The organism is Sphingobium sp. CECT 9361 (genome assembly GCF_918741285.1).
Taxonomy (GTDB): Bacteria; Pseudomonadota; Alphaproteobacteria; order Sphingomonadales; family Sphingomonadaceae; genus Sphingobium.
The window spans coordinates 189,819-212,348 of record NZ_CAKKNC010000005.1 but is presented as its reverse complement, the minus strand read 5'-3'; the positions used below and the strand labels follow the sequence as shown (position 1 = coordinate 212,348).

22 protein-coding genes, 1 tRNA gene, 1 other RNA gene and 1 pseudogene are annotated in these 22,530 nt (G+C 58.3%); 12 read left to right on the top strand and 13 right to left on the bottom strand.

From position 1 onward, the window contains the following. Nucleotides 1–89 precede the first annotated feature (89 nt). The 4 genes from lon to ffs form a co-directional block, all read right to left on the bottom strand. Complete coding sequence (lon, locus tag LQ220_RS10250) at nucleotides 90–2,486, bottom strand: endopeptidase La (protein WP_230188178.1); 2,397 nt, start codon at nucleotides 2,484–2,486, stop codon at nucleotides 90–92. A gap of 105 nt (nucleotides 2,487–2,591) precedes the next feature. Then, a complete protein-coding gene (locus LQ220_RS10245; RefSeq protein WP_230188231.1) occupies nucleotides 2,592–2,915 on the bottom strand; it encodes a YbaB/EbfC family nucleoid-associated protein in 324 nt (107 codons plus the stop codon). Further along, nucleotides 2,912–4,531: a DNA polymerase III subunit gamma/tau gene (locus LQ220_RS10240; RefSeq protein WP_230188230.1), complete on the bottom strand. Its 1,620-nt coding sequence runs from the start codon at nucleotides 4,529–4,531 to the stop codon at nucleotides 2,912–2,914. The genes LQ220_RS10245 and LQ220_RS10240 overlap by 4 nt, the downstream gene beginning before the upstream one ends. Before the next feature lie 96 nt (nucleotides 4,532–4,627). Beyond that, an RNA gene (ffs, locus tag LQ220_RS10235) (signal recognition particle sRNA small type) lies at nucleotides 4,628–4,725 on the bottom strand. Between the two features lie 113 nt (nucleotides 4,726–4,838). On the opposite strand from ffs, the gene LQ220_RS10230 reads away from it, so the two are divergent. Continuing rightward, nucleotides 4,839–5,942: a calcium:proton antiporter gene (locus LQ220_RS10230; RefSeq protein WP_230188177.1), complete on the top strand. Its 1,104-nt coding sequence runs from the start codon at nucleotides 4,839–4,841 to the stop codon at nucleotides 5,940–5,942. On the opposite strand, the pseudogene bla reads toward LQ220_RS10230, so the two are convergent. From bla to LQ220_RS10210, 4 genes and pseudogenes are all read right to left on the bottom strand, one after another. Further along, nucleotides 5,943–6,737 (bottom strand): annotated as a pseudogene (gene bla, locus LQ220_RS10225) (class A beta-lactamase); the annotation flags it as partial. 131 nt (nucleotides 6,738–6,868) lie between these two features. Beyond that, nucleotides 6,869–7,204 (bottom strand): 2Fe-2S iron-sulfur cluster-binding protein, encoded by a 336-nt coding sequence (locus LQ220_RS10220; RefSeq protein ID WP_230188176.1) that lies wholly within the window; start codon nucleotides 7,202–7,204, stop codon nucleotides 6,869–6,871. After that, nucleotides 7,201–8,343, bottom strand: a complete 1,143-nt coding sequence (locus LQ220_RS10215; RefSeq protein ID WP_230188175.1) for a cysteine desulfurase family protein — start codon at nucleotides 8,341–8,343, stop codon at nucleotides 7,201–7,203. Before LQ220_RS10215 ends, LQ220_RS10220 begins: the two co-directional genes overlap by 4 nt. Beyond that, on the bottom strand, nucleotides 8,322–9,458 hold the full coding sequence (locus LQ220_RS10210; protein WP_290369028.1) for an aminotransferase class V-fold PLP-dependent enzyme: 1,137 nt from the start codon (nucleotides 9,456–9,458) through the stop codon (nucleotides 8,322–8,324). The genes LQ220_RS10215 and LQ220_RS10210 overlap by 22 nt, the downstream gene beginning before the upstream one ends. A 5-nt stretch (nucleotides 9,459–9,463) precedes the next feature. Between LQ220_RS10210 and LQ220_RS10205 the strand changes: the two genes are divergently transcribed. Next, nucleotides 9,464–10,120: an alpha/beta hydrolase gene (locus LQ220_RS10205; RefSeq protein ID WP_230188174.1), complete on the top strand. Its 657-nt coding sequence runs from the start codon at nucleotides 9,464–9,466 to the stop codon at nucleotides 10,118–10,120. A gap of 28 nt (nucleotides 10,121–10,148) precedes the next feature. On the opposite strand, the gene LQ220_RS10200 is transcribed toward LQ220_RS10205, so the two are convergent. Together LQ220_RS10200 and LQ220_RS10195 are read right to left on the bottom strand one after the other, a co-directional pair. Further along, nucleotides 10,149–10,313 carry an LPXTG cell wall anchor domain-containing protein gene (locus LQ220_RS10200; protein WP_230188173.1) on the bottom strand — a complete coding sequence of 55 codons (165 nt, stop codon included), beginning with the start codon at nucleotides 10,311–10,313 and terminating at the stop codon, nucleotides 10,149–10,151. A gap of 162 nt (nucleotides 10,314–10,475) precedes the next feature. Beyond that, on the bottom strand, nucleotides 10,476–10,988 hold the full coding sequence (locus LQ220_RS10195) for a hypothetical protein (protein WP_230188172.1): 513 nt from the start codon (nucleotides 10,986–10,988) through the stop codon (nucleotides 10,476–10,478). A gap of 313 nt (nucleotides 10,989–11,301) precedes the next feature. Between LQ220_RS10195 and rpiB the strand changes: the two genes are divergently transcribed. The 4 genes from rpiB to LQ220_RS10175 all read left to right on the top strand — a co-directional run bounded on the left by rpiB (nucleotide 11,302) and on the right by LQ220_RS10175 (nucleotide 14,738). Next, nucleotides 11,302–11,739, top strand: coding sequence for a ribose 5-phosphate isomerase B (gene rpiB, locus LQ220_RS10190; RefSeq protein WP_230188171.1), 438 nt, complete (start codon nucleotides 11,302–11,304; stop codon nucleotides 11,737–11,739). A 29-nt stretch (nucleotides 11,740–11,768) separates the two neighbouring features. Further along, nucleotides 11,769–13,109, top strand: coding sequence for a serine hydroxymethyltransferase (glyA, locus tag LQ220_RS10185; protein WP_230188170.1), 1,341 nt, complete (start codon nucleotides 11,769–11,771; stop codon nucleotides 13,107–13,109). A 3-nt stretch (nucleotides 13,110–13,112) separates the two neighbouring features. Beyond that, a complete protein-coding gene (gene nrdR / locus LQ220_RS10180) occupies nucleotides 13,113–13,574 on the top strand; it encodes a transcriptional regulator NrdR (RefSeq protein ID WP_230188169.1) in 462 nt (153 codons plus the stop codon). Nucleotides 13,575–13,646: 72 nt separating this feature from the next. Next, nucleotides 13,647–14,738, top strand: coding sequence for a TrmJ/YjtD family RNA methyltransferase (locus LQ220_RS10175; RefSeq protein WP_230188168.1), 1,092 nt, complete (start codon nucleotides 13,647–13,649; stop codon nucleotides 14,736–14,738). Between the two features lie 3 nt (nucleotides 14,739–14,741). Here the strand turns inward: LQ220_RS10175 and LQ220_RS10170 are convergent, their stop codons facing one another. Then, the gene (locus LQ220_RS10170; protein WP_230188167.1) at nucleotides 14,742–15,050 is read right to left on the bottom strand and encodes a chorismate mutase; all 309 of its coding nucleotides are present in this window, start codon (nucleotides 15,048–15,050) and stop codon (nucleotides 14,742–14,744) included. A gap of 199 nt (nucleotides 15,051–15,249) precedes the next feature. Here LQ220_RS10170 and rpsD point away from each other — a divergent pair, with 199 nt between their 5' ends. Beyond that, on the top strand, nucleotides 15,250–15,864 hold the full coding sequence (gene rpsD / locus LQ220_RS10165) for a 30S ribosomal protein S4 (protein ID WP_230188166.1): 615 nt from the start codon (nucleotides 15,250–15,252) through the stop codon (nucleotides 15,862–15,864). A gap of 64 nt (nucleotides 15,865–15,928) precedes the next feature. On the opposite strand, the gene LQ220_RS10160 is transcribed toward rpsD, so the two are convergent. Continuing rightward, a complete protein-coding gene (locus LQ220_RS10160; protein ID WP_230188165.1) occupies nucleotides 15,929–17,890 on the bottom strand; it encodes an alpha/beta fold hydrolase in 1,962 nt (653 codons plus the stop codon). A gap of 168 nt (nucleotides 17,891–18,058) precedes the next feature. Between LQ220_RS10160 and LQ220_RS10155 the strand changes: the two genes are divergently transcribed. The 5 genes from LQ220_RS10155 (at nucleotide 18,059) to LQ220_RS10135 (ending at nucleotide 22,151) form a co-directional block, all read left to right on the top strand. Further along, nucleotides 18,059–19,042 (top strand): agmatine deiminase family protein, encoded by a 984-nt coding sequence (locus tag LQ220_RS10155; RefSeq protein WP_230188164.1) that lies wholly within the window; start codon nucleotides 18,059–18,061, stop codon nucleotides 19,040–19,042. A gap of 15 nt (nucleotides 19,043–19,057) precedes the next feature. Then, nucleotides 19,058–19,921 (top strand): N-carbamoylputrescine amidase, encoded by an 864-nt coding sequence (gene aguB, locus LQ220_RS10150; RefSeq protein WP_230188163.1) that lies wholly within the window; start codon nucleotides 19,058–19,060, stop codon nucleotides 19,919–19,921. 46 nt (nucleotides 19,922–19,967) lie between these two features. Then, on the top strand, nucleotides 19,968–21,194 hold the full coding sequence (argJ, locus tag LQ220_RS10145; protein WP_230188162.1) for a bifunctional glutamate N-acetyltransferase/amino-acid acetyltransferase ArgJ: 1,227 nt from the start codon (nucleotides 19,968–19,970) through the stop codon (nucleotides 21,192–21,194). Nucleotides 21,195–21,199: 5 nt separating this feature from the next. After that, complete coding sequence (locus tag LQ220_RS10140; protein WP_230188161.1) at nucleotides 21,200–21,991, top strand: inositol monophosphatase family protein; 792 nt, start codon at nucleotides 21,200–21,202, stop codon at nucleotides 21,989–21,991. A gap of 83 nt (nucleotides 21,992–22,074) precedes the next feature. Continuing rightward, a tRNA-Arg gene (locus LQ220_RS10135) sits at nucleotides 22,075–22,151 on the top strand. A gap of 24 nt (nucleotides 22,152–22,175) precedes the next feature. Here LQ220_RS10135 and trxA read toward each other — a convergent pair. Further along, nucleotides 22,176–22,496: a thioredoxin gene (trxA, locus tag LQ220_RS10130; protein ID WP_230188160.1), complete on the bottom strand. Its 321-nt coding sequence runs from the start codon at nucleotides 22,494–22,496 to the stop codon at nucleotides 22,176–22,178. Between the last annotated feature and the right edge of the window lie 34 nt (nucleotides 22,497–22,530).

Sequence of the window (22,530 nt, the reverse complement as noted above, 5' to 3'; positions counted from 1 at the left end):
TCAAAGAGAAAGCGACAAAATCCTGCGCCTGGGAAGTTTCAAAGCTTCAAAATGCCCCTTTTCGAGACAATAGCCCGAAAAACCGGCCTTTAATGCCGCACTGCAACATCATTTTCCCCATTTCCAAGGGGACGTGGCTGCGCCGCGAGATCGTCTTCTTCAGTCCAGGTGATCGCTTCCAACGGCGTTACCAAAGCCCGCGCCAGCACTTCATCCACGTGGCTCACAGGAATAATCTCGAGCCCGTTAAGGATGTTCGCAGGAATCTCCGCGAGATCTTTTTCGTTCTCAGCCGGTATCAATACCGTTTTGATGTCCCCGCGCAGCGCCGCCAGAAGCTTTTCCTTGAGGCCACCTATCGGCAACACTCGACCCCGCAACGTAACCTCGCCGGTCATAGCGACGTCCTTGTGCACCGCGATGCCGGTCAGGGTACTGACGATGGAGGTAACCATACCTATCCCGGCAGATGGGCCGTCCTTGGGAACAGCGCCTTCGGGAAGATGGATATGGATATCCTTGCGCGTAAATATGCTGGGCTTGATGCCATAACCCGGCGAACGCGCCTTCACATAGGAGAACGCGGCCTGGATCGACTCGGTCATCACATCGCCGAGCTTACCGGTGGTCCGGATTGCGCCCTTGCCCGGCACAGTCACGGATTCGATGGTAAGCAACTCGCCGCCTACTTCGGTCCATGCCAGCCCCGTCACGGCGCCGATCTGGTTTTCTTCTTCACCCATGCCATGGCGAAACTTCCGTACACCGGCATAGTCCGCCAGATTGTCCGGCGTAATGACGACTTGGCTGTATTCACCTTCAAGGATCTTCCGCAGCGCCTTTCGCGCCAGTCGGGCAATTTCCCTTTCGAGCGTGCGAACGCCCGCTTCCCGCGTGTAGTAACGAATAAGGTCGCGAACGGCGGCTTCAGTGACTTCGAATTCGCCATCTTTCAGGCCATGCGCTTCGACCTGCTTAGCGATCAGATGGCGCTGGGCGATCTCAACCTTTTCGTCCTCGGTATACCCTTCCAGCCGGATGATCTCCATACGGTCGAGCAAAGCTTGAGGCAGGTTAAGGCTGTTAGCCGTCGTGACAAACATCACGTCGGACAGATCGACATCGATTTCCAGATAGTGATCCTGGAACTTACCGTTCTGTTCGGGATCAAGCACTTCGAGCAAAGCCGACGCAGGATCTCCACGGAAGTCCTGACCCAGCTTGTCTATTTCATCGAGCAGGAACAGCGGGTTCATCGTTCCCGCTTTCTTCAGGTTCGTGACGATCTTGCCTGGCAGCGACCCGATATAGGTACGGCGATGGCCGCGAATTTCGGCTTCATCGCGCACACCGCCCAACGACTGGCGCACAAATTCGCGGCCTGTCGCCTTGGCAATCGATCGACCGAGCGACGTCTTGCCAACGCCCGGGGGTCCGACAAGGCACAGAATCGGCCCCTTCAGCTTGTTGGTCCGTGCCTGAACCGCCAGATATTCGACGATCCGGTCCTTCACCTTTTCCAGGGCGAAATGATCGGCATCCAGAATTTCCTGCGCCTGCCGCAAGTCGTTCTTCACCTTGCCGCGCTTGCCCCAAGGCAGACCGAGCAACACGTCGAGATAATTGCGAACGACCGTGGCTTCCGCGGACATCGGCTGCATCGTCTTGAGCTTCTTCAGCTCCGCCGTCGCCTTTGTCCGCGCTTCCTTGCTCAGCTTGGTCTTGGCGATCTTCTGCGCAAGTTCGGCCAACTCGTCGGCATCTTCACCTTCGCCATTGCCGAGTTCGCGCTGGATCGCCTTCAACTGCTCGTTGAGGTAATATTCGCGCTGAGTCTTTTCCATCTGCCGTTTTACGCGGCCACGAATTTTCTTTTCGACCTGCAAGACGCCAAGTTCACCTTCCATGAAGGCAAACACCATTTCCAGCCGCTTGACGGGATCGGCTTCCACCAGCAACGATTGCTTGTCAGCGACCTTCACATTGATGTTGGCGGACACCGCATCGGCAAGTCGACCAGCATCTTCGATCTCGCGCAACTGCACAGGCGTTTCTGCCGGCAGCTTCTTATTGAGTTTGGCGTAGTTTTCGAACTGCTCCGCAACGGAGCGCATAAGCGCAGACGCTTCCGGCGTGTCCGCAACGATATCGTCGATTACGACTACGCTCGCGGTTAGGTGGTCCGACAGGGTAACCAATTCGTCCAAACGCGCACGCTGTTTGCCTTCTACCAGAACGCGAACGGTGCCGTCTGGCAGCTTCAACAATTGCAGGACGGTCGCAATTACCCCAGTGTCGTACAAGGCATCGCGATCCGGATCGTCCTCCGCAGGATCAAGCTGCGACACAAGGAAAATTTCCTTGTCGGCTTCCATCGCCTTTTCGAGCGCCACGACGCTTTTGTCACGTCCGACGAACAACGGAACGATCATCTGCGGGAATACGACTATGTCGCGCAACGGCAACAACGGGTAATTGGTAGTCATGCTATCTCCGTGGCACGCAACATGGCGCCTTCCCTATTATATGGGCGTTCGGCGGAAGTGGTTCAATCGGTCGATGGTATGAAAAGCCGACACGTCAAAACCTACTCAGAACGGCAGCTTGAAACCGGGCGGCAACGGGATACCGCTGGTCAATTTGCCCATTTCAGCGTTGCTGACCTCATCGGCTTTTTTGCGTGCGTCGTTCAACGCGGCGGCAATCAAATCCTCCAGGATCTGCTTTTCCGATGGTACCAGCAGGCTTTCATCGATACTTACCCCGATGATGCGGCCCTTTGCCGACGCGCGCACCTTTACGACGCCCCCGCCAGACACGCCTTCAACTTCGATATGATCCAGGTTTTCTTGGGCCTTGGTCAATTCTTCCTGCACACGGCTCGCCATGCCCAGGATTTCATTCAAGTCTTTCATGCGCTCACGCTCCATTTTTCGGTGTCTTCGGTATTCAGCAGTTCGGCATCGGGGAAAGCCGCCATCGCCGCACTGACAATCGGCGTCGCCAATATCGCCTGTCGCGCCGCGTCCTCGGCGGCCTGCTCCTGTTCCCAAAGGGTTGGCTCGACCGGTCCATCGCCGATCATCACTTGCCACTGTTGCCCCGTTATATCACCCAACCGCTTTGACAGGTCCTGAACGAAACCAGCCTCCAACGCGCGGCGAGGACGAAAGACCAGTTCCGGCGGTGCAAAGCGCACCAGACCAACCTCATCATGCAGTGTCACAGCCATACTGGCGCTGCCGGAGCTACGGTCGCCACGCAGCATCTCGATAAGTCCCGAGAAGCTGTCAGGCATTGGCTTTCCCGCCGGCGATGGCGAGGAAGCGATAGCCTGAGGGGCGATTGGCATGCCACCTCCCTCGCGCAGCATCCGGGCCAGTTCGCCTGGATCGGGCAAAGTCGCCGCATGAACCGTGCGCAGTAGTGCCATCTCGCACGCTTCCAGCGGGAGAATGGCGCTGGCAACTTCATCATGCCCCTTGAGCAACAACTGCCACAGCCGATGCAACGCCGCGAAGTTGAGTGCGGATGCCCATTCGGCCAGCGCATCGCGCTCCTCGGCCGATTGCGCGGGGTCGTCTCCGCCCCGGCCGGCCTTGGTTACAGTTACCGCATGTACGATCTCAAGCAGTCCGCGTATCAATGCCAGCGGTTCTACGCCCAGATCATGCTGTTCTCGCACAGCCTCCAGCATCGGCGCAGCTTCCCCGCCTAGCATCAGGCCCAGAAGACGACGCACGGACCCACGATCGGACAGGCCAAGCATATCGCGCACCTGCGCAGCCGTTACCAGCGGGCCGCCATCATCCATATCCGCATGCGCGATGGCCTGATCGAGTATCGAGAGGCCGTCGCGCGCAGAACCTTCCGCAGCTTGCGCAATCAGAGCCAGCGCAGCCGGTTCGGCACGCACGCCCTCGGCATCGGTAACACACATGAAGTGCGCCGTGAGCTTTTCCGCGGAGATACGCCGCAAATCGAAACGCTGGCAGCGCGACAGCACCGTGATCGGTACTTTATTTACTTCGGTGGTCGCGAACAGGAACTTTACGTGTTCCGGCGGCTCTTCCAACGTCTTGAGCAATGCGTTGAAGGCGTTCTTCGACAGCATGTGCACTTCGTCGATGATATAAACCTTGTATCGTGCTGACACGGCGGAATAGCGGACAGCCTCGATGATCTCACGGACGTCATCGACGCCGGTATGGCTGGCGGCGTCCATTTCAATGACGTCGATATGGCGACCTTCCGCAATGGCGGTGCACGGCTCACATACACCACATGGATCGATGGTGGGGCCGCCCTGCCCATCCGGGCCGATGCAATTCAACGCCTTTGCAATGAGGCGGGCCGTCGAGGTTTTACCAACACCGCGCACACCGGTCATCAGGAAGGCATGGGCAAGGCGGCCACGCTTGATTGCGTTACCCAGCGTTTGCACCATGGCATCCTGACCGATCAGTTCGCGGAAATTGCCTGGTCGATATTTGCGAGCAAGTACGCGGTAAGGCTGAGAGGAATCGGTCATCGACTGGATGTAGCGGGTTGGATGGATATTGTCGAAGGCTTGGCGCGAGTAAACCACGCATCATCATGAAACGAACGGTGCGCCGTCACATGGATTAAAGGTGGGAGCCGGAACGACCCGCAGCGAAATCGTTGTGGCTGCTTCCGTCAGGACCTGACCCGGTTGGCGACGACCACGTCCGCCCGACTCCCGTCGCGCATATGGCGGCTTTACCCGCGCTGCGCAAGTATCGAGATGCGCACCATATTTGCAGACTGGGCGCCATGCGGCCAATGACAAGCGAGCATGTTTTGCCTAGGGTCATGGCATGACATTGACATCGTTCCGCCTTCCCATTGCATGGCTAACCGTAGCCGCCGTAATGTTCGCCCCTGCCATAAAGCCGATGGATATGTCGCCGGTCATAGCATTCGGCCTGTTCATCTGGCTGCTTGGAGTAATTTTCTGGGCGGCCTTTGGCGTCGTTCATGAAGCTGAAGAATTGGCCGAAGCGCTGGGTGAGCCACTGGGCACATTGGTGCTGACCTTATCCATCGTGATCATCGAAGTTGCGCTGATTTCCGCCGTGATGCTCAGCGCCAAAGACGTGCCGACGTTAGGGCGGGATACGATGTACGCGGTGCTCATGATCGTGCTCAACGGCGTAGTCGGGCTGGGCCTTCTCGTGGGGGGGCTACGACACGGTCAGCAAAGCTTCAATCTCCAGGGAGCCAGTGCATATCTGGCATTGACGATCCCGTTGGCGATGATTGCGCTTGTGCTGCCGAATTTCACAACCTCGACTGGGGCAGGCACGTTATCGCCAGTGCAATCAGCATTGTTTTCCATACTGACTATCACGCTTTATGGTCTTTTCCTTTGGCTGCAAACGGGACGGCACAAGAGTTTCTTTATGGCTGCAGGAGCGGCTAACGATACGCCCGGCGCGACACCCTTGCCTCATGCCAACCCAAATTCCGCACCAGTCAGTCGGCATGTCATCCTTTTGCTAGCCAACATCCTGCCTATCGTCATTCTGTCGAAAAGCCTTGCGAAATTGCTGGATGCAGGGATCGGCCAACTCGGCGCGCCTACTGCGTTAAGTGGCATCATCATCGCCATGATCGTCTTCACACCCGAAGGCATTTCCGCCTTACGCGCGGTGGCGGCGAACGAGTTGACCCGCGCCATAAACCTGTGCCTTGGCGCGGCAACTTCGACCCTTGGGCTGACCGTGCCTGCCGTTCTCCTGATCGGCTTGCTTACAGACCAACCCGTCGTTCTGGGTCTTTCTGCGGCCAACATGGTGCTGTTGGCGATTACCCTGGTGCTTAACACGCTGACATTTTCAGGAACGAGGACCACTACGCTGGAGGGCGCAGTGCACCTCACCTTGTTTGCAGTGTTTCTTATTCTGGTATTCAGCCCGTGATCACTGCGCTGCGCGCTTTTCGATCTCAGTGAGGATCGTTACAGCGGCGCGCGCCGTACTCGCGATGGCTGCATCAGCATTTTCTGCGTCCACCGTCGGACGGTCGAGATAGATCGCCAGCACGTAATCCTTGCCTCCAGGCGATTTCAACACCGCGACGTCGTTATAAGCCGTGCCGCAAGAGCCGGTCTTGTCCCCTACCTGCCACCCTTTGGGCAGACCGGCGCGGATACGGGCTTTGCCGGTCGTACTGCTTTCCAGCCATCCGCGAAGCTGCTGCGCAGCGGACGTCGGCATATCCTCGAACAAAAGCCGCGCCATCACCGTTGCCATCGACGCCGGACTGGTCGTATCCCGTTCATCGCCTTGGGCATTTTCGTTAAGCGTGGGTTCGGTGCGGTCCAGACGTGTCACGACGTCGCCATGAGCCCGCAAAAAACGGGTAAAGCCTTCCGGACCACCCACCAGCGGCAGAAGTAGGTTGGCCGCGCTGTTGTCGCTGACTTCAACGGCCGCCTTCGCTAGTTCCGAAATTGGCATACGGCCCTTTTTCAAATTGGCCGCCACCACGGGCGCGTAGTCGAGCAAATCGGATTGCGCGACAGGAAGGGTGCCATCCATGCCATAGCGACCCTGTTCCGCGCCCATCAGCACTGCTGCTGCGAGCGGCGCCTTGAATGTGGAACACATCGCAAAGCGCTCTTCGCGATTGAAGCCAAGGAGCAGTTTTCCTTCGGCATCCACCAGAGCGATGCCCAGGCGCCCGCCAATAGATTCCTCGATCTGACGTGGATTCGCCACTGCCACCGGTTTGGCGGCTTGCTCTAAACTTTCGAGCTTAAAACGGCCTACATCGGATTGGGCGTGCGACGGCGCGCCGGTCGTCGCGGCCATGGCTGCCAGCACGAAAACGTACCGCATATCCCTTACATTCCCTGCATGTTGTGGCTTTCCGGCGGAATTTGCACGGTCAGGCTGGCAATCGCATCGGTCAGCAATATCTGACACGCAAGGCGGCTATTGCGCGTGGCCGATGCAGCGAGATCCAGCATGTCCTCTTCCGCCTCGCTGGCGCGGGGGAGTTGGGCAAAATCTTCCGGCGTGACAATCACATGGCATGTCGAACACGCCATCTGCCCTTCGCATGTTCCTTCCAGCGGCTGTCCGGCGGCTTGAGCAATATCCAGCAAATTGGTGCCGGTGGGTGCATCCACCTCTTGCCGCTGCCTGCCGTCGGCGCTGATGAATGTGACTTTCGTCATGACCCGTGCGCTCCATTGGCGACCGATAGCTGACGCTCGGCCGCTTGCGTGATCGCCTTCGCTGCACCCTCCAGTTCGTCGATAGTCGTGTACCGGCCAAAGCCGATCCGAACCGATCCCCGGGCTTCTTTGTCGGATAGACCGATAGCTTGCAAGACATGACTGGGACGACCCGATCCACTGGCACAGGCGGACCCCAGCGAAAAGGCAATGTCGCGGCATTCGGACAGCAACCGCGCGCCGTCTATTCCGTCACGGCGGATATTCAAATTGCCGTGATAACGCGCACCCATGCTGCCGTTTATCGTCCAGTCGTCGAACAGGCGCAATGCGGCTTGCCACAGCATTTCGGTATGTTGGGTGTCACTGTCCCGAAGGCGATGCATGAGGTCCGCGGCCACACCAAAGCCCGCACACAAAGCTGGCGAGAGCGTGCCGGATCTTAGGCCGCCCTCCTGACCGCCGCCATGAAGCAGCGGGGGGATTGTGATGCCATCGCACAGCCAAAGCGCGCCGACGCCCTTTGGGCCGTGGACCTTGTGCGCGCTGATCGTGAGCGCATCGGCCTGCTGGGGGAGCGGGACACGCCCGAAGCCCTGTACGGCGTCGCAAAGAAAGACCGCGCCCGCTGCGTGGGCTAGGTCACATAGCGCATCGACAGGTTGAATGACGCCAATCTCGTTATTCACCAGCATAGCCGTAACTAGCGCAGTGTCGGACGTGATGGCAGAGCGCGCTGTTTCCAGATTGACCAAGCCGTCCGGTCCAACAGGCAGCAGGATCGTTTCATAGCCGTCCATCGCCAGCACGGTATCGCGAACAGCGGCATGCTCGGTAGCGAGCGTCACGATCCGGCGGCGGGCAGGCGGTGCCGAGCGTAATAAGCCGATGAGCGAAATGTTGATTGCTTCGGTTGCGCCGGAGGTAAACACGAGCTTTCCTAGTGGCATAGCCATCGCCATCAGGATTCGGTCGCGGGCGAGTTCGACTTGCGCAGCCGCCTGCCGCCCGGCGCGATGGGTGCTGTGCGGATTGCCGAATTGATCACGAAGCAACGGCACCATCGCTTCGAACGCTTCTGGCGCGAGGGGCGTCGTCGCCTGATAATCGAGATAGATCACGACGCGATGGTCCGCCATGTAGCGACGAAGCGATCGATATCAGCAGCGCTGGTTTGCGGACCGAAGCTGACGCGGATTACTTCGCCTGCCGCCGTTTCGTCCCAGCCCATTGCGGTCAGAACGTGGCTGGCTTTTAACGTGCCCGAAGAGCAGGCGCTGCCTGCGGATACCGAGATGCCTGCCATGTCAAAGCGGATAAGCTGCGCGCGGGCCGAGACGCCCGGCATACGATAGCTTGCGATGGTTGGTATGCGGGGCGACGCTCCGGCCACCACATCGCCCCCAGCGTCGGCTATGGCGCTGTCGAGCTGCATTCTAAGGTTTGCGGCGACCTTGAGCCATTCGCGTGGCGCTTCGAGCGCTGCGGCCATGGCCATGATTGCGGGCAGGTTCTCTGTGCCAGCGCGATAGCCTTGTTCCTGCCCGCCGCTGGGATGGATGGCCGTGAGGTCTCGGATCAGGAGCGCACCGATACCTGGCGGACCACCGAATTTATGCGCGCTGATCGCGATCATGTCGGCGTTCGGAAGTGAAAGCTTTCCTGCTGTTTGGGCGCAATCGGCGAAGAGATGAGGAATGTCATCGAGAGGCTGAACGACTCCGGTTTCGTTGTTGGCGTGTTGGATGGCCCTCAGTCCTTCCTTTCCAACATTCGAGGGCAGGATGACTAAGCCATCAGCCCCTACCGCCAACCGCTTGCTCCCGGGCGTGACACGTAACACGGCGTCGTGCTCGACCGGTGAAGTTACGATTGCTTCCGCTTTTGCGCGGGTTAGCGCAATGGCGATCGCTTCGCTGGCGCCGGATGTAAAAAGGATGTGGCTCGGCCAGTCCAGCGCTTTTGCTATCCGGGCGCGGGTATGCTCCAGCTTCGCTCTGGCTGCGCGCCCATCGGCGTGGGGGCTGGAAGGGTTGGCCCAGCTTTGCATGGCGTCGACCATCGCAGCGACCGCCTCAGGCAGCATCGGCGTCGTGGCGGCGTGATCCAGATAGAGACGATCCAAGGGGAAGATACACTCATTGATTGCGAAAAAGGGCGCGACATCTATATAGGCGGCAAACCCGCCATAGCCACAGGCGAAAGCAGACCGCATCCGCGCCTGCCGTCCGCCCCGGCCCAAAACATAGAGCAAGTCCCATGCCTGACGTGATTTTCACTGGCCCCGAAGGTCGTCTCGAAGGGCGCTTCAGCCCGCCGCCCCGCCCCCGTGCGCCCGTGGCGATGATCCTGCACCCACATCCGCAGGGCGGCGGCACGATGAACGACCGCATTACGCAGGCGCTGTATAAGACATTCGTGAAGCGTGGCTTTGCGGTGCTTCGCTTCAACTTCCGCGGCGTTGGCCGCAGCCAGGGCACGTTCGACAACGGGATCGGCGAACTGTCCGATGCCGCGTCGGCGCTCGATTGGGTCCAAAGCTTTCATCCCGAAGCGCAGACCACCTGGATTGCCGGTTTCTCCTTCGGCGCATGGATTTCCATGCAGTTGCTGATGCGTCGCCCAGAAATTCGCGGCTTCATCTCGGTGGCCCCACCTGCCAATATGTATGATTTCAGCTTTCTGGCGCCTTGCCCCTCATCGGGCATCATTGTGCAGGGGACCAATGATGAAGTTGTCACGGCCAGCGCCGTTCAGAAGCTGGTAGACAAGCTACGCACCCAGAAGGGCATTACGATCCACCATGACGAAATTCGTGGCGCAAACCACTTTTTCGAACATGAACTCGACCAGTTGATGAAGTCGGTCGACAATTATCTCGATATGCGTCTTTCGCCAGACTCACCCATCCGGTGAACGTGACGCCTCCCCACCAGGGGAGGCATCACATCGGCACCGCCCATATCGCTACATTGCCCAGCATCACAACACCGGCGGCAAGCATCAACAATGCTTGCTTCCGGTCACGCTTCTTGAAGAGCAGATATGTTCCGCCTCCCAGCAAGGCCAGCCCGGCGAGCATAAGTAGCGACAGGATCGTCCCGCTCATACGGGAACGCTATATTTGACGTGGAAATGACGCACGTAAGACTGAGTTATAGATACCATGGACCCGTCATACCTATGCACGGGAGATAGGGAAAGAGCGTCAGTTTTCGATCAACGGTCAAAGCCTTTACATTGAACCGGGTGACGCTTCGCCACGGCCTTTTTAAAACGGGAAGGTCACAGAACCAAGATCCGCCCCCGCAAGCAAGGCGTCTCTGGCCTTTTTGGCTTTTGCAATGACGGCTTCAGGCTCATTGCGGACGATTGTCGGGAAAGACTGGCCATCACGCAGCACCTGATCCGCATCCGCCCAAGCAATCGCGGGGTCGGGGGCGAACAATATCGGTTCGCCGTCTGCATGAGGTGTTACACAGTGCAGCAAATCCCGCGATAGAACGACTGAGTGAAGAACAAAAACATCGCCTCGCTTCCACCAGCCGGGCACCACCTTGGATTCGCCCGTAGGGTCAGCCTTCGCATAGGTATGAACATTGTTATGGCACTGCTGCGGAAGCATGCTCATTTGCTCCAAAGTTTCTTGGGGTAAGCGAGCGACACTATAGAAAGTCAGCGAGCGAATATCATCCTGCAACGAATTCTCAGCCAAGGACGCGGGAACCATGCAACGCTCAAGCTCCAGAATGACACTGCTTCTGCTCAAACTTCGATCGACCATTAAATAATCACATTTCTTTCAATTCATTCGCGGAAAGAACGCCCTTGCCCGATTATCGATCCGAAATCAGGTAAAAAATGCATACTGTTCAAATAGTTATGATGTCCTGCAAATGGGATGAACCGAAGCGGGAGTTCATCGCATGGTCAGGTTCGACGCCTGAAACAATCAGGCAAGACGGATGTGCCGCCTGCAAACAGATCTGTCTCAGCCATCCAAAACGGCAGTCCCAAAATCGTAACATGGCCAAATGCCGTGATCGGCACTAGAGAGACGGCATCCGAATCATAGCCGCCGTAGGATCGCCCATCCCATGCGTATCGTCATCGCGTCCGATCATGCCGCCGTTGAGTTAAAAGCATTGCTTGCCGACTGGTTGCGGGAGAGTGGGTACAAGGTCGATGACCTTGGCCCGATGACGGCCGACCGCGTGGATTATCCCGATTATGGCTACAAGCTGGCCGCTGCCATTGCCAGTGGTAGTGCCGAGCGGGGCATTGCTTTGTGCGGATCGGGCATCGGCATTTCGATTGCCGTCAATCGCAACCCTGCCTGCCGCGCGGCGCTGGTGTCCGAGCCATTGTCGGCGGCGCTGTCACGCGAGCATAACGACGCCAATGTGTTGGCCATGGGTGCGCGACTGACCGGCCCCGATATGGCCAAGGCCTGCGTTGAAGCATTTCTCTCTACTGACTTCGGTGGCGGACGCCACGCCGATCGCGTGGCCAAGCTTTCTTCCCCGGCTTCCTAATCTCTGGCGCTCTGAAAGGAATTTTTCGCATGAGCAGCACTGCAACCCTTGCTTCCGCTCCCGACGCCTCGATCGACGACGTCGATGCCATCCGAGCAGAAGGCTTCTTCACGCGCACGGTCGCGCAAACCGATCCCGCCATCGCAGCCGCCATCGCCGATGAACTAAAACGCGAGCAGGGCCAGATCGAACTGATCGCATCGGAAAACATCGTCTCGCGCGCCGTTCTGGAAGCGCAGGGTTCGGTCTTCACGAACAAATATGCCGAGGGTTATCCAGGTAAGCGGTACTATCAGGGTTGTGCGCCTTCAGATGCCGTCGAGCAGCTCGCCATCGACCGGGCCAAGCAACTGTTCGGTTGCGGTTTCGTCAACGTGCAGCCGCATTCGGGCGCGCAGGCGAACGGCGCGGTAATGCTGGCACTGACCAAGCCGGGTGACACGATCATGGGTCTCTCGCTCGATGCCGGCGGTCACCTGACCCATGGCGCGAAGCCAGCGCTTTCCGGCAAATGGTATAACGCTGTGCAATATGGCGTCGATGAGACGACACACCTGATCGATTACGATGCCGTCGAAGCATTGGCCATCGAGAATAAGCCGACACTCATCATTGCGGGCGGATCGGCTTATCCGCGCGAAATCGACTTCGCACGGTTCCGCGCGATTGCTGACAAGGTGGGCGCGATCTTCATGGTCGACATGGCCCATTTCGCTGGACTGGTGGCGGGTGGCGTTCATCCCACGCCGTTCGGGCATGCCCACGTCGTGACGACCACCACGCACAAAACACTGCGCGGCCCGCGCGGCGGCATGATCATGACCGACGACGAAGCCATCGCGAAGAAGATCAATTCGGCCGTGTTCCCTGGCTTGCAGGGTGGACCGCTCATGCATGTGATTGCGGCGAAGGCAGTTGCATTTGGCGAAGCTCTGACGCCAGAGTTCAAGGCGTATTCTGCAGCCGTTGTGGCGAATGCCAAGGCGCTGGCAGCGCGGCTCAAGGCCCGTGGACTCGACGTAATTTCGGGCGGCACCGATACGCATCTCGCGCTGATCGACCTGCGCCCCTATGGCATTAGCGGCAAGGATGCGGACGAAGCGCTGGAACGCAGCCACATCACTTGCAACAAGAACGGCGTACCGGGCGACCCTCTGCCCCCCACCAAGACCAGCGGTATCCGCGTAGGTTCGCCTGCGGGCACAACGCGCGGCTTTGGGATCGCGGAGTTTGAAGCCATTGGCGATATGATCGCTGATGTGCTCGCCGCACTGCGCGACAATGGAGAAGCGGGCGATCCGGCAGTGGAAGCCGATGTGCGCAAGCGCGTGTCGGCTTTGTGCGCGCGTTTCCCGATCTACGAGGGCTGAGACTTGCGTTGCCCCTTTTGCGGTCATGACGATAGCCAGGTAAAGGACAGCCGCCCCACCGAGGACAACGGTGCGATCCGGCGGCGGCGGCAGTGTGAAGCGTGCGGCGCGCGCTTCACGACTTTCGAGCGTATTCAATTACGCGAGGTCTGGGTGCTGAAAAGCGAGGGGCGGCGCGAGCCATTCGAGCGTGACAAGCTGGCACGATCCATCGGCATCGCATGCCGCAAGCGGCCTATCGATGCGGGACGGATGGAAAAGCTCGTGTCGGGTATTCAGCGCCAACTCGAAACCAGCGGCGAGACGGAAGTCGAAGCCAAGATCATCGGTGAGATGGTGATGGAGGGGCTGAAAGGCCTCGACAGTGTGGCCTATATTCGGTTTGCCAGTGTTTATAAGGACTTCGGCGAAGCGCGGGATTTTGAGGATTTCGCAAGCACGGTAAAGGAAGTCGGGGGTGAGTGAGGGGCGGCGACCGATGTCATTCCCATGCCTTGTCTCCCATTCGATTCGAGCTTGTCGAGAACCGTCCACGAAATGAGCTTCTGGATTTACATTTTACGTTGCTCGGACGGCACTTATTATACCGGCCACACAGACGATCTTGAGCGTCGCGTGGCGCAGCATGAGTCGGGCACATTCCCCGGCTACACCCACGACCGTCGTCCGGTCGAACTGGTGTTCAGCGAAACCTTTGCCGATCAGATCGATGCACTGGAGCGAGAGCGTCAGGTCAAGGACTGGTCACGGAAGAAAAAAGAGGCGCTAATACGTGGCGATTGGACTGCCGTTTATTCGGCAGCCCATTCCCGACCCCGCGTCTCGACTTCGCTTGACGGTGGCTTGAACCGAACGGGAGAGAAAGGGTTGCTCACGCCTAATCCCGTTCGGTTCGCTCCTGTCGAGAATAACCACCCCATAATCGTCCTCGTCCGCCCGCAACTTGGCGAAAACATCGGTAAGGCCGCTCGGGCGATGCTCAATTTCGGGCTCACTGAATTGCGACTCGTTTCTCCACGCGACGGGTGGCCCAATCCTGACGCTGGGCCTGCCGCATCGGGGGCCGACATTGTGCTGGAACGCGCGCAGGTGTTCGAGACGCTATCGGAGGCCGTCGCGGATTGTCAGCATGTCTATGCAACCACGGTGCGCAAGCGCGGCGTCACCAAGCCGGTCGTGACACCGGAAGAAGCCGCGCGGGAGATTCATGCCGCAACAGGGCGGAGCGCGTTCGTGTTCGGGCCGGAGCGGTCGGGTCTGGAAACTGACGACGTGGCTGTCGCGCGCACAATATTAACGGTGCCGATCAATCCGGAATTCGGTTCGCTCAATCTGGCTCAGGCAGTCATCCTGTGCGCTTATGAATGGTCGAAGCAAGTCGACCTTGTCTCTCCAACGCTCAATGATCCGGGTGAACCGGCGCCGCAGGAGGAACTGGACGGGATGATCGGGCAACTGGAAACGATGCTGGAGGTGTCGGGTTATTTCTTTCCCCCTGATCGGACGCCAGCGACCAAGCGCGCTTTGCGCAGCGTGCTGACGAAGCCAGGCTGGAACAGTCAAGAAGTGCGGACATTGCGCGGCGTTTTGTCGGCATTGACGAAATCCCGGCCCAGAGGAATGTCTTAAAGTCTATTTCCTCAGCCGATCGAACTCGACCATTTCATAGGCAATCGAGGCTTCCACAAGCGTTTCCCAGATTTCGCCAATCGCTTCTGCAGGGATGCTCAAATTCTCTGCCTCTGCAATAGCATTGGTAATCACTTCCGCTTTGCGCGCCTCATCCCGAACATGCTCGCGTTCCGATTTGATCCGGGCAGCAGCGCGCATATAGGCAAAGCGTTCGGCGAACAGCGCGACAAGACGCCGGTCGAGCGCGTCCACGCCAGCGCGAACCTCGGTCATCGTATGGCAATCGGCGGGGAAGAGCGGTTCCGTCATGCCGCTTCCCTAAGCAAGGGGAGCGACGCTGTCGAGGGTTGACATCACCCCCCTGCCCCTTCATACGCGCGCCTTCGCAATTGGCCCTGCACCCCGGTGAAGCAGCGGCCCTGCTACGCATTTGCCGTATCGGAGCGAGTACCGGGATCGACGCTGCCTTTCAGGCGGCCAACGTTGTAGCAATTGTTAAGGAATACATATGTCGAAGCGTCAAAGCGCCAAGCACAAACTCGACCGCCGTATGGGCGAAAACATCTGGGGTCGTCCCAAGTCCCCGGTGAATAAGCGTGAATACGGTCCTGGCCAGCACGGTCAGCGCCGTAAGGGCAAAGTCTCCGACTACGGCATTCAGCTCCGCGCCAAGCAGAAGCTCAAGGGCTATTATGGCGACGTGACCGAAAAGCAGTTCAAGAAGAACTACACCGAAGCGGCCCGTATGAAGGGCGACACCGGCCAGAACATGATCGGCCTGCTGGAGCGTCGCCTTGACGCTGTCGTCTATCGCGCCAAGTTCGCGCCCACGATCTTCTCGGCACGTCAGATCGTTTCGCACGGTCACATTTATGTGAACGGCGTGAAATGCAACGTGGCATCGCGTCTGGTGAAGCCCGGCGACGAAGTGACTCTGGGCAAGAAGGCGCAGGACATGGCGCTGGTCATGGAAGCGCAAGGCCTCGCCGAGCGTGACATTCCTGACTATATCGCACCCGATGGCAGCGCCAAAGTTACGTACACGCGCATTCCGACGCTGGACGAAGTGCCTTATCCGGTGAAGATGGAACCGAACCTGGTCGTGGAATTCTATTCGCGCTGATCGTTTCGCGATCCTGGAAATGCGAAAGGGCGGTTCCTGCAGGAGCCGCCCTTTTTCGTTACCGTTATTGTCCGGCAGCTAACAGGAAGTCGCCTGCCTGCTGAAGGAGATCGGCACGTACATCGCTGTCGACAAGGCTATGCTCCAGACCTTGGTATACCACCAGTCGACTCTTCTTACCCGCGCCTTCCAGTTTGCTTTGCATGATACGCGACTGGCTTATGTCGACGTTTACGTCTTCAGTACCGTGAAACATCAAAACAGGCGCGCGTATCGATTTTGCGTTTTGCGCCGGAGATGCTGCATCAGCCTGGGAGCCAGTGCCCAGAAAGTCTCTTTGTAGTGCATATGTTGTCGACCAGCGACTGCGGCGAAGCATATCGCTGATGTCCGTAACGGGTGCGATGGCGACAATGGCCTTGAACAGATCGGGTGCGAGCACGCCTGCTTGCAGGGCTGCATATCCGCCATAGGACCAGCCCGCGATCGTAAGCTTATTCGGATCTGCAATGCCGTTTTGTATCAGCCAGCGCCCCGCGTCCGTTACATCGCCGACCGACGTGCGCCACGACCTGAAGCCATTGTTCATCAGCCACTGATCGCCGAATCCGGCCGATCCGCGAAACTGTGGCTGGATAACCGCAAAACCGCGTGCTGCGAAATATTGCGCCAGCCAATCAAATCCCCACTCATCGCGCGATTCAGGGCCGCCATGCGGCATTACAATCGCAGGCAGTCCCTTCGGGTCTTTCCCGGCCGGTAGCGTAAGATAGGCCAGCATGTCGGTTCCGTCTGCGACCTTGACGGTTACGGCCTTCATCGGAGACAGCGTAACGTTCGCCAACAAGGGGCGATTGGGCATGACCGGAGATAGTTTTTTGGCTGCTCGGTCGAAGAGATAATAGTTACCCGGATCGAGATCGCTACCCGCCCAAACAAGCATCCGATTTTCGTCCAGGCTGGTATCCGCCACATTGACGGCTCTCCCACCAAGCGCTTTGCCCAACGCCGACACTGCCGAAGCTATACCCTTGTCGAAGTACAGAGCTTCGCGATGTTCAAGCACATAGCTTACGCCTACAGTCCGTTTACGGCGACCAATCCGGATCAGGTCATCGACGTCAACCTTTGGATGGGCAAAGATAACCTCCTTTTTTTCGGTACTCCCTAAAGACGCACTAACGATGGCAAAACGGCCATCGATTTTCTCAAAGCCATATGCAACGTCCTTTGCCGGGTCCACCGCCACAGGCAAAAAGCCGGTTTTCTTGGACCAATCGTAGGTGCCAAGATCAAGCCAATCCCGACTACCCTTCAAACGAAAGAAGTATTTTGTTGTACCTTTTGCTGAGTATTCCGCTACATTTTCTTGAACGCCCATGATGCGTATGTTGCCCAACCCATCACTAATGTAGCTAGTGGCCATAGTTTTTGGCATTTCCACACGGCTTATTTGTCCCGTTCGCGTATCGACGCGATCTATGCCCAGTCCTTCGAGCTTTTTTTCGACCAGACTTCCGATTTTGGCCTCCGGAACGTAAGAGCGGGCCATCAAGATGGCGCCGTTCTCTTCGGGCAGCAGGTCAACTATGCCGCCACCACGGAAATCCGCCCATAACGAATTCGAGCTGCGCTTCTGGCTAAGGAGTTTTACATGTCCGCCTGATGCGTCAACGCCAACTACGTTACTGAAATTGTAAATTTCGCCTTCATAGTGGGTTGTGCCGTACACCTGACATGCCAGCCGATCGTTCGACACCCAATCGCAACTGCCCATGGATTCCGGCGCACCGGTTGTCGTCAGAACTGCTTTAGGCTCGGTGCCTTCCTTGGCATCAAGGATAAATAACTTGCTGGTCCTTCCGGATCCGGCGGCGATCAACGATATCTTGCTTCCATCCGGCGATATGCTGGCTGAAATGATCCCTTCCCGTGCACCGAACGCCACCGCGAGAGAATCGGGCGTAGCAGCGGCCGACGCCGAAATGAATAAAGCCGACGTGCAGCCTGTAACGAAACGAAGCACCTATTTTTCTCCCCCGAGCATATGTTGTCCTATCTTGCGAGCGCGGCCCAATATTGCAACCTGCATTGATGATGCAGGCCGACAATGAATTGCTAAAATTTGGGGCTGTCTGAACTGAGGTGATCCTGTAGAGGGCGGGCAGTCTCATATCCCGACCGGAGTTAACCGATGACCTATTACATGCCCGCCGAATGGGCTCTGCATGATTGGGTATGGATAGGTTTTCCAGGCAACGAAAAAGAATGGTCCGCTACATTGCCCGATGCGCAACGGCAGATAGCGGCATTTGCCGATGCTGTTCATGCGGGGGGCAAGGGCGAAGAGGTGCGGCTGGTCGCGGCGGACGACGCGAATGCGGCCATTGCGCGCGCATTGGTTGGAGTTGGCGTAGTCGTGCAGGTCGAAAGGCACGGGGACGTTTGGCTGCGGGACACGGGTTCGATCTGCGTTACCAATGGCGGGGCGCGCGCGCTGGTCGATTTCGGCTTCAATGGCTGGGGCGGAAAATATGTGATGGCGGGCGACGAAGACGTTGGCGCCCGTTTGGCCGCACAGACCAATCTATCGCTTACCAAGGCACCTTGGATATTCGAAGGCGGTGCCGTGGATACCGACGGGACAGGATTGTTCGTGACGACCGAGCAATGCTTGTTGAACCCCAATCGCAATCCCGCGCTGGACAAGGGCAAGATCGAGACGCTGCTGGCGGGAAGCCTGGGCCTGTCCGATATGCTCTGGCTGGGCAACGGACTGCTCAACGATCATACCGACGGCCATGTCGATAATCTGGCGCGGTTTGTGGCACCCGGTGTGCTGGCGCTCCCCGAAGCCACCGATGCCGACGATCCCAACGCGGCGATTTACGCTGACGCGCGTGCGCGGGCCAAAGCGCATGGGGTTGAGGTGGCGTCGATGCCCTCGCCCGGCCTCGTACTGGTAGATGGCGAAGCGATCCCGGCGAGTTACATGAATTTCTACATTGGCAATGCGGCTGTCGTCGTGCCGATCTACGGTCGTCCGAACGATCAGGCCGCGCTCGATGCGCTGCGTCCATTTTTTCCGGGCCGGGAGATTGTGGGATTGCGCAGCGATGCCATATTGGCGGGCGGGGGCAGCTTTCACTGCACCAGCCAGCAAATGCCGAGCGCCTGACCTTCCGGAGCCTGTATGACCAAAGTGACCGTTGCCGCCCTGCAGCTCGCCTTCACCGACGATATCGACGAGAATATTGCGCTGGTTGAAACGCACGTGCGCAAGGCTGCGGCGCGTGGCGCCAAGATCATATTGCCCCCGGAGTTGTTCGAAGGTCCATATTTCTGCCGGGTCGAGGATGAGGCGCTGTTTGCCCGCGCACAACCGCTGGAAAGCCATCCCGCCGTCCTTGCGATGCAGCGACTTGCGCAAGAGCTGGAAGTCTACATCCCCACCAGCTTTTTCGAGCGAGATGGGCAGCAATATTACAACAGCCTTGCAATGATCGACGATGCCGGCGCGATCATGGGTCTATACCGAAAAAGCCATATCCCGGATGGACCGGGATATGAGGAGAAGTACTATTTCCGCCCCGGTAATACCGGTTTCAAAGTTTGGGAAACGAAATACGGCACCATAGGAGTCGGCATATGCTGGGACCAATGGTATCCAGAATGCGCGCGCGTGATGGCGCTGATGGGCGCTGAGATGCTGTTCTATCCTACGGCCATCGGATCGGAGCCTTATGATGCCGACCTTGACACCAGTCGGATGTGGCGCCGGGCGATGCAAGGCCACGCTGTCAGCAATTGCATGCCCGTCATCGCCGCCAACCGTATCGGAACCGAAAGCGAAGACGACGGCACAGAGCAGCGCTTTTACGGCCACAGCTTCGTTAGCGATGAATGGGGCGATTTTATTGCAGAGGTTGGCGCTCACGAAAGTGGGGCGCTGGTGGCGACCGTCGATCTGGCGGCAGCGCGTACGCACCGGGCAGGCATGGGCTTCTTTCGCGATCGCAGACCCGAACTTTACGGGCGCATAGCACAGGACATCTGATGCGGAGAGTCATTGATCCGCCGCGCAATTGCGCTATTCGCACGGCATGACAAACCGCTCCCCCCTCGCTCCGGCCGCTTTTCCCGACTTGCCTGATATTGGTGGCGTGACGCTCCGTGTGGCACGGGCGCACTACAAGACGTGGGATCGTTGCGATCTCACCTATGTCGAGTTGGCGACGGGTACAGCCGTTGCTGGCGTGACGACGCAAAGCCTCTGTCCGTCGCCGGAAGTGGAATGGTGCCGTGATGCGATACCGTTGGGCAATGCGCGCGCTGTCGTAGTAAATGCGGGGAACAGTAACGCTTTTACCGGCAATCGCGGAAGGGCAGCCGTCGAAGCGATAGCGGCGCGCGTGGCCAATCATATGGATTGCCTGCCAAGCGACGTGTTCGTTTCATCGACTGGCGTCATCGGCGTGCCCTTGCCAGTGGATAAGGCCGAGGCAGGGCTGGATGCGGCTTTCGCGGCTGCACCCTGTAGTTGGGAAGATGCCGCTTCGACGATCATGACCACCGACACCTTCGCCAAGGCAGCGGTGACTCAAGCTGTAGTCGGTGACCGTACCGTCAATCTGGTCGGGATTATCAAGGGATCAGGTATGATCGCGCCAGATATGGCGACGATGCTGGGCTATATTTTCACTGACGCAGCCGTGGAAGCGTCTTTCTTGCAAGCGATGCTTAGTGCCGCCAATCGCACCAGCTTTTCGTGCATCACGGTCGATAGCGACACATCCACGTCCGACACCGTTTTGGCGTTCGCGACGGGCGCTGCGGGTAATGTGCCGTTGGCCAGTTTCGAAGATGCAGGGAGCGACGCCTTTGCAGCTGCCTTGTCCGATCTGTGTCGGCAACTGGCACATCTGGTCGTGCGCGATGGCGAAGGTGCTTCGAAGTTCATCTCCGTCACCGTCGAAGGGGCGAGTAGCGACGCGAGCGCGCATAAAGTGGCACTTTCCATCGCCAATTCGCCGCTCGTCAAGACGGCTATCGCGGGCGAGGACGCCAATTGGGGACGGATCGTGATGGCCGTCGGCAAAGCAGGCGAACCCGCCGAGCGGGACAAGCTCTCTATCCGCTTTGGCGGTGTGCAAGTTGCCAAGGATGGCCTCGCAGTGGATGGCTATAACGAAGCGCCGGTGGCCGCGCATCTCAAAGGGAACGAGATCGATATCGGCGTCGACCTTGGCCTTGGTGAAGGCCGCGCTACGGTTTGGACGTGCGACCTGACCCACGGATACATAACCATCAACGCCGACTATCGGAGTTAACGCCCATGCACCCACTTTATCGCCAGGTTGCTACGCTGATGGAAACCGTGGCCGCGGAGATCGTGCTGCCGCGCTACCAGAACCTTGCTGCCGAGGAGATCGAGGAAAAGGCTGCGGACGATTATGTGACGATCGCCGACAAGGAAAGCGAGATACGTCTGCATGAAGGTTTGTCGAAGATATTGCCCGAGGCGGGTGTCGTTGGTGAGGAAGCCGTAGCTGCCGATCCCACCGTGATGGATAATGTCGGCAACGGCCTGCAGTGGATTATTGACCCCATCGACGGCACCGGTAATTTCGCGGCCGGTCGCGCTCCTTTCGGGATCATGGTCGGTTTGGTGGACAATGGCGTCATCCAAGCGGGCTGGATACTCGATCCCCTCACTGGGCGGATGTGCCATGCGGCGTTGGGCGGCGGTGCCTATATCGATGAGGAACGGATCGCAGCGAAGGAAACCGGAGCGGACAAACCCATTGCCGCCCTTGCAGTGTATTTCCTGACCGTCGAACAACGCGCGGAAATCGCGGTGAAAGCGGAAGGAAAGCTGACGCTGGTCGATATCCCTCGTTGTGCAGCGGAACAATATCCCCGACTGGTGCTGGGCACCAACGACGTGTCCCTCTTCGAACGTTCGCACCCGTGGGACCATGCCGCCGGAGCGTTGCTGCTGAATGAATCCGGTGCCAAACTCGCACGACGGGACGGCACGCCCTACATCATTGGCGATAACAAGCGCGGATTGTTGGGCGCGTCTTCTCACCGGATGTGGGACAAGGCCGCGCAAATATTGTGCTAAATGCAGCTATCGGACGGTAATCATCGGTCCGATCGCGATGAAACCTTGACGTAAAAGCATCGAAAGTTATGGGTTTGCGTGGCGCACCCGTAGCTCAGCAGGATAGAGCATCAGATTCCTAATCTGGGGGCCATGGGTTCGAATCCCGTCGGGTGCACCACTATTTTGCTATGCGCTGGAGCGCTTATAGTTCGCCTTCGATCCAGCCTTTGAGCTGGCTCTTGGGTGCCGCGCCAACCTTCGTCGCTGCGATCTGCCCGCCTTTGAACAGGATCATGGTGGGGATGCCGCGCACACCGTATTTTGTGGGTGCATCCGGGTTTTCGTCGATGTTGATCTTTACGATATCCACCTTGTCGACCAATTCCTCGGAGATTTCTTCCAGAGCGGGACCGATCATCTTGCACGGACCGCACCATTCGGCCCAGAAATCGACGAGAACGGGTTTACCGGCCTCAATCACGTCGGACTGAAAGCTGGCGTCGGTTACTGCCTTAGTGGCCATGCGAAATCTCCTTTGATGTTGAAAAGCTATTTAG

Bases quoted from the DNA above. Each gene is read 5' to 3' on its own strand.
- lon (WP_230188178.1), bottom strand. From the start codon at position 2,486: ATGACTACCAATTACCCGTTGTTGCCGTTGCGCGACATAGTCGTATTC.
- LQ220_RS10245 (WP_230188231.1), bottom strand. From the start codon at position 2,915: ATGAAAGACTTGAATGAAATCCTGGGCATGGCGAGCCGTGTGCAGGAA.
- LQ220_RS10240 (WP_230188230.1), bottom strand. From the start codon at position 4,531: ATGACCGATTCCTCTCAGCCTTACCGCGTACTTGCTCGCAAATATCGA.
- LQ220_RS10230 (WP_230188177.1), top strand. From the start codon at position 4,839: ATGACATTGACATCGTTCCGCCTTCCCATTGCATGGCTAACCGTAGCC.
- LQ220_RS10220 (WP_230188176.1), bottom strand. From the start codon at position 7,204: ATGACGAAAGTCACATTCATCAGCGCCGACGGCAGGCAGCGGCAAGAG.
- LQ220_RS10215 (WP_230188175.1), bottom strand. From the start codon at position 8,343: ATGGCGGACCATCGCGTCGTGATCTATCTCGATTATCAGGCGACGACG.
- LQ220_RS10205 (WP_230188174.1), top strand. From the start codon at position 9,464: ATGCCTGACGTGATTTTCACTGGCCCCGAAGGTCGTCTCGAAGGGCGC.
- LQ220_RS10200 (WP_230188173.1), bottom strand. From the start codon at position 10,313: ATGAGCGGGACGATCCTGTCGCTACTTATGCTCGCCGGGCTGGCCTTG.
- LQ220_RS10195 (WP_230188172.1), bottom strand. From the start codon at position 10,988: ATGGTCGATCGAAGTTTGAGCAGAAGCAGTGTCATTCTGGAGCTTGAG.
- rpiB (WP_230188171.1), top strand. From the start codon at position 11,302: ATGCGTATCGTCATCGCGTCCGATCATGCCGCCGTTGAGTTAAAAGCA.
- glyA (WP_230188170.1), top strand. From the start codon at position 11,769: ATGAGCAGCACTGCAACCCTTGCTTCCGCTCCCGACGCCTCGATCGAC.
- LQ220_RS10175 (WP_230188168.1), top strand. From the start codon at position 13,647: ATGAGCTTCTGGATTTACATTTTACGTTGCTCGGACGGCACTTATTAT.
- LQ220_RS10170 (WP_230188167.1), bottom strand. From the start codon at position 15,050: ATGACGGAACCGCTCTTCCCCGCCGATTGCCATACGATGACCGAGGTT.
- rpsD (WP_230188166.1), top strand. From the start codon at position 15,250: ATGTCGAAGCGTCAAAGCGCCAAGCACAAACTCGACCGCCGTATGGGC.
- LQ220_RS10155 (WP_230188164.1), top strand. From the start codon at position 18,059: ATGACCTATTACATGCCCGCCGAATGGGCTCTGCATGATTGGGTATGG.
- aguB (WP_230188163.1), top strand. From the start codon at position 19,058: ATGACCAAAGTGACCGTTGCCGCCCTGCAGCTCGCCTTCACCGACGAT.
- argJ (WP_230188162.1), top strand. From the start codon at position 19,968: ATGACAAACCGCTCCCCCCTCGCTCCGGCCGCTTTTCCCGACTTGCCT.
- LQ220_RS10140 (WP_230188161.1), top strand. From the start codon at position 21,200: ATGCACCCACTTTATCGCCAGGTTGCTACGCTGATGGAAACCGTGGCC.
- trxA (WP_230188160.1), bottom strand. From the start codon at position 22,496: ATGGCCACTAAGGCAGTAACCGACGCCAGCTTTCAGTCCGACGTGATT.